Below are 4592 nucleotides of genomic sequence, written 5' to 3'. Positions count from 1 at the left end.
CGCCGACACAGAGCAGGTCGCCCGGCTGCGCACCGGAGCGGGTCAGCGCCTGCCCGGCGGGCACGCCGCCGAACACGGTGACGGTCATCGCCAGCGGGCCGCGGGTGGTATCTCCGCCGATCAGCGCCAGCGCGCATTCCTGCGCCTTCTGGTTCAGGCCGCGGGCAAAGCCCTCCAGCCAGGCCGGGTCGGCCTCGGGCAGGGTCAGGGCAAGGGTGAAACCGATGGGCGATGCGCCCATGGCCGCAAGATCGCTGGCGGATACGGCGAGGGCACGCTGGCCGAGCAGGTAGGGATCGCAGACGGCGGGGAAATGCACGCCGACGACCAGGGTATCGGTGGAAATCGCCAGCTGTTCGCCGGCCTTGGGCGCAAGGAGCGCGCAGTCGTCGCCGATTCCCAGGGCCACTGCCTCGCCCCCGGCCGCACAGGCGGCCGAGGCGAAGTAGCGACGGATCAGCTCGAACTCACCCATGCCTCAGCGCTTGGCGCCACGCAGTTCGGCGGCGCGCAGGCGCGGAGCTAGCTTGTCCAGCACGCCGTTGACGAACTTGTGTCCGTCGGTGGCGCCGAAGGTCTTGGCCAGCTCGATGCCTTCGTTGATGACGACCTTGTACGGCACGTCCAGACGATTGCGCAGCTCGTAGGTGGCCAGGCGCAGGATGGCCAGCTCCACCGGGTCGATCTCTTCCAGCGCGCGGTCCAGGCAAGGGGTGAATTCCTCGTCCAGATCGGTCTTCAGGCGCGGCACGCCGTGCAGGATCTCGTGGAAGTAGGCGCCGTCGACATCGCTGAAATCGTTGTCGGTACGGAAGGTCGCCTCGATCTCGTTGAGCGGCTGCCCGGCCATCTGCCAGGAATACAGGGCCTGCACCGCAAGGCTGCGGGCCTTGCGGCGCATGGCGATCTTGTTCGGCTTGGCAGGCTTTGCGGGCTTGTTGTCCGGAGTGTTGCCGTCCTGGGTGCTCACTTGGCCTCCAGCTGCGACAGCAGGCTCACCATTTCCAGGGCGGACAGGGCAGCTTCGGCGCCTTTGTTGCCGGCCTTGGTGCCGGAGCGCTCGATGGCTTGTTCGATGGAGTCGACCGTCAGCACGCCGAAGGCGACCGGCACGCCGAACTGCAGGGAAACCTGTGCCAGACCCTTGGTGCACTCACCGGCTACGTACTCGAAGTGCGGGGTGCCGCCGCGGATCACCGCGCCGAGGGCGATGATGGCGTCGAACTCGCCGCGCTGGGCGACTTTCTGCGCCACCAGCGGGATTTCGAAGGCGCCCGGAGCGCGGATCACGGTGATTTCGCTCTGGGCGACGCCGTGGCGCACCAGCGCGTCGATGGCGCCTTCCACCAGGCTTTCCACCACGAAACTGTTGAAGCGGCCAACCACCAGGGCGAAGCGGCCTTTGGGGGCGATGAAGGTACCTTCGATGGTCTTCAGGGTCATGGACAAGTCTCACTGTTAAAGAGCCGGAGCGTCAGCGTGACGCTCCGCAAATAGGGTAGAAGAACGGCACCGCCATGCCAGGGCACGGCGGTGAGGCTCATTCAGCGGGCAGGTATTCTACAACTTCCAGGTCGAAACCGGATATCGCGTTGAAGCGCATCGGTGCCGACATCAGGCGCATCTTGCGCACGCCCAGGTCGCGCAGGATCTGCGAACCGGCACCCACGGTGCTGTAGGTGGTGGTCGGTTTCTGCACCGGCGCGGCGGTGCTGGTGATCTCGCGAACGTGCGCCAGCAGGTCGTCGCCGCCCACCTGGTGGCCCAGCAGCAGCACCACGCCGCTGCCGGCCTCGGCCACCTTGGCCATGGCCGCGCGCAGGCTCCAGCGGCCCGCCTGGTTGACCATCAGCAGGTCGCGCAGCGGGTCGGGGTTGTGCACGCGCACCAGGGTCGGCTCTTCCGCGCAGACCTTGCCCAGGGTCAGCGCCAGGTGCACGTCGCCTTCCACGGAGTCGCGGTAGGTAATCAGCTTGAACTGGCCAAGCTCGGTATCCAGCGGCTGCTCGGCGAGGCGCTCGACGGTGCGCTCGTGGATCAGGCGGTAGTGGATCAGGTCGGCGATGGTGCCGATCTTGATGTCGTGCTGCTTGGCGAACTCTTCCAGTTCCGGCCGACGGGCCATGGTGCCGTCGTCGTTCATGATCTCGCAGATCACCCCGGACGGCTCGAAGCCGGCCATGCGCGCCAGGTCGCAGGCGGCTTCGGTGTGACCGGCGCGAGCCAGTACGCCGCCGGGCTGCGACATCAGCGGGAAGATGTGGCCGGGGCTGACAATGTCGGCGGCGACGGCGTTCTTCGCCGCAGCGGCCTGCACGGTGCGGGCGCGGTCAGCGGCGGAGATGCCGGTGGTGACGCCTTCGGCGGCCTCGATGGAGACGGTGAACTTGGTGCCGAAACCGGAACCGTTGCGCTGCACCATCAGCGGGATACCGAGGCGCTCGCAGCGTTCGCGGGTCATCGGCATGCAGATCAGGCCGCGGGCGAAGCGCGCCATGAAGTTGATGTCTTCGGTGCGGACGCACTCGGAGGCGATGATCAGGTCGCCTTCGTTCTCGCGGTCCTCGTCATCCATGAGGATGACCATCTTGCCCTGACGCATGTCGTCGAGCAGTTCTTCAATGCTGTTGAGTGCCATACGGGGACGAGCCTTATCAGTGTTTCAGGAAGCCGTTTTCGGCCAGGAATGCTTCGGTGATGCCGCCAGCGCCGGCTGCGGGCTCCGCCGCCTTGTCGCCGAGCAGCAGACGCTCCAGGTAGCGCGCCAGCAGGTCGACCTCGAGGTTGACCAGGCGACCACCGCGGTAGTCGGCCATGATGGTCTCCTGCACGGTATGCGGGACGATGGTCAGCTCGAACTCGGCGCCATTGACCGCGTTCACCGTCAGGCTGGTGCCATCCACGGTGATCGAGCCCTTGAGCGCGATGTACTTGGCCAGCTCGCGCGGGGCGCGCACGGTGAACTGGATGGCGCGGGCGTTTTCCTCGCGCTTGACGATCTCGCCGACGCCGTCGACGTGGCCGCTGACCAGGTGGCCGCCCAGGCGGGTGGTCGGGGTCAGGGCCTTTTCCAGGTTCACCCGGCTGCCGATCTTGAGCTGGGCGAAGGCGGTGCGTGCCAGGGTTTCGCGGCTGACGTCGGCCCAGAAGCCGTCGCCGGGCAGTTCCACCGCCGTCAGGCAGATACCGTTGACCGCGATGCTGTCGCCGAGCTTGACGTCGGCGAGGTCGAGCTTGCCGGTCTTCACGTACAGGCGCACGTCACCGCCCTTGGGGGTGATGGCCGCGATGCTGCCGATGGATTCGATTATGCCGGTGAACATGAGGCCTCCCGCACGGCAAGGGCCGCTGGACGGCAAGGCCGGGTAGCCAACTGGGAAAGATGATGCATGTGGCGAACTCCTGTTTTGGTTAAAAACAGGGCGTATCGATCGAAGGGACTTCACGGGCGCGCGCAGGCACGCCCCGATGGCTCATCCCGTTCTCTCTTCATCCGGACTATGACCGTCGGCCCCGGAATCACACCGGGTCTGCTGACCCTGGCCATCCGGCGAACCGGTCTGGACAGGCGCTCGCGGGCTAGACGCATTGCGCGTCATTACCGCCGGTGGGGACTTGCACCCCGCCCTGAGAACGACAATCGCGGCCGTTACAGCATCGACCGCGTGTGGCGTTTTACCACAGGCCGGCGCAACTCGGAAGCTTCCTATTGATCGCTCCGCGCCCGGCGGCAAGCCGAGATCGGCCCGCCGGCGCGCCATTACAGCGGTCTGGCGGTGACCAGCCAGTCGTCTCCCACCGCGCGGATGTCGACGATCTTCAGCTCGCGCGATTCGCTCATGCGCTCCAGCGGCAGTTCCAGCAGCGGACGCGCGGAGGAGCCGAGAAGCTTAGGCGCCATGAAGATGCTGTATTCGTCCACCAGCCCGAGGCGGGCGAAGGCACCCGCCAGACGCGGGCCGGCTTCCACCAGCATTTCGTTGACGCCACGGCGGCCGAGTTCGCTCAGCAGCGCCAGCAGGTCGACCTGGCCGTCGAGGCCGGCGAGGTTGAGCAATTCGTGACCCACCACGGCGTAGTTCGGGTCGTCCCGGGTGCTCACCACCAGCGCGGGGCCGGCCTGGAAGAAGGTAGCGGTCAGCGGCACGCGCAGGCGGCCATCGATCAGCACCCGCAGCGGCTGGCGCCGGGAGGCCAGCTCGGTCTGCTCGGCATCCAGGCCCAGTTCGTCCGGGCGTACGGTCAGGCGGGCATCGTCGGTCAGCACGGTATCGGCGCCGGAGAGCACCACGCTGGACTGCGCGCGCAGCCGCTGTACCGCACGGCGCGCGGCGGGGCCGGTGATCCACTGGCTCTCGCCGCTGGCCATGGCGGTGCGACCGTCCAGGCTCATCGCCAGCTTCACGCGGACGAATGGCAGGCCGGTTTCCATGCGTTTCAAAAAGCCCTGGTTCAGCGCGCGGGCTTCGTTTTCCAGCACGCCGGAGCGCGTCTCGATGCCGGCTTCGGCGATGCGCCGCATGCCGCTTCCGGCCACTTGCGGGTTCGGGTCCTGCATGGCCGCGACCACGCGGGCGAGGCCGGCGCCGATC

The 4592-nt window shown here is 67.3% G+C and carries 6 protein-coding genes and 1 riboswitch; all 6 genes read right to left on the bottom strand.

What is annotated here, in order from left to right:
- A partial coding sequence (locus tag ACCC94_RS27925) for an AIR synthase related protein (RefSeq protein ID WP_413352833.1) occupies positions 1 to 475 on the bottom strand: 475 nt, incomplete at its 3' end.
- 3 nt (positions 476 to 478) lie between these two features.
- Complete coding sequence (gene nusB / locus ACCC94_RS27920; protein WP_088421598.1) at positions 479 to 970, bottom strand: transcription antitermination factor NusB; 492 nt, start codon at positions 968 to 970, stop codon at positions 479 to 481.
- Entirely contained in the window at positions 967 to 1443 is a 477-nt protein-coding gene (ribE, locus tag ACCC94_RS27915) for a 6,7-dimethyl-8-ribityllumazine synthase (RefSeq protein WP_081517125.1), read from the bottom strand. Before ribE ends, nusB begins: the two co-directional genes overlap by 4 nt.
- Before the next feature lie 97 nt (positions 1444 to 1540).
- Complete coding sequence (gene ribBA / locus ACCC94_RS27910; RefSeq protein ID WP_413352832.1) at positions 1541 to 2638, bottom strand: bifunctional 3,4-dihydroxy-2-butanone-4-phosphate synthase/GTP cyclohydrolase II; 1098 nt, start codon at positions 2636 to 2638, stop codon at positions 1541 to 1543.
- 16 nt (positions 2639 to 2654) lie between these two features.
- Complete coding sequence (locus ACCC94_RS27905; protein ID WP_207884690.1) at positions 2655 to 3323, bottom strand: riboflavin synthase; 669 nt, start codon at positions 3321 to 3323, stop codon at positions 2655 to 2657.
- 153 nt (positions 3324 to 3476) lie between these two features.
- Positions 3477 to 3639, bottom strand: a riboswitch (FMN riboswitch).
- A 121-nt stretch (positions 3640 to 3760) separates the two neighbouring features.
- Positions 3761 to 4592, bottom strand: an 832-nt coding sequence (gene ribD, locus ACCC94_RS27900; RefSeq protein WP_413352831.1) for a bifunctional diaminohydroxyphosphoribosylaminopyrimidine deaminase/5-amino-6-(5-phosphoribosylamino)uracil reductase RibD, incomplete at its 5' end; no start/stop codon positions are given.

The sequence above is a fragment of the Pseudomonas sp. Pseusp97 genome (assembly GCF_047304025.1).
GTDB lineage: Bacteria > Pseudomonadota > Gammaproteobacteria > Pseudomonadales > Pseudomonadaceae > Pseudomonas.
This window is presented reverse-complemented; position numbering and strand designations above follow the sequence as displayed.

What these genes read in the sequence shown, in the direction of transcription:
- ribE (WP_081517125.1), bottom strand. Translation starts at nt 1,443, where the DNA reads ATGACCCTGAAGACCATCGAAGGTACCTTCATCGCCCCCAAAGGCCGC.
- ribBA (WP_413352832.1), bottom strand. Translation starts at nt 2,638, where the DNA reads ATGGCACTCAACAGCATTGAAGAACTGCTCGACGACATGCGTCAGGGC.
- ACCC94_RS27905 (WP_207884690.1), bottom strand. Translation starts at nt 3,323, where the DNA reads ATGTTCACCGGCATAATCGAATCCATCGGCAGCATCGCGGCCATCACC.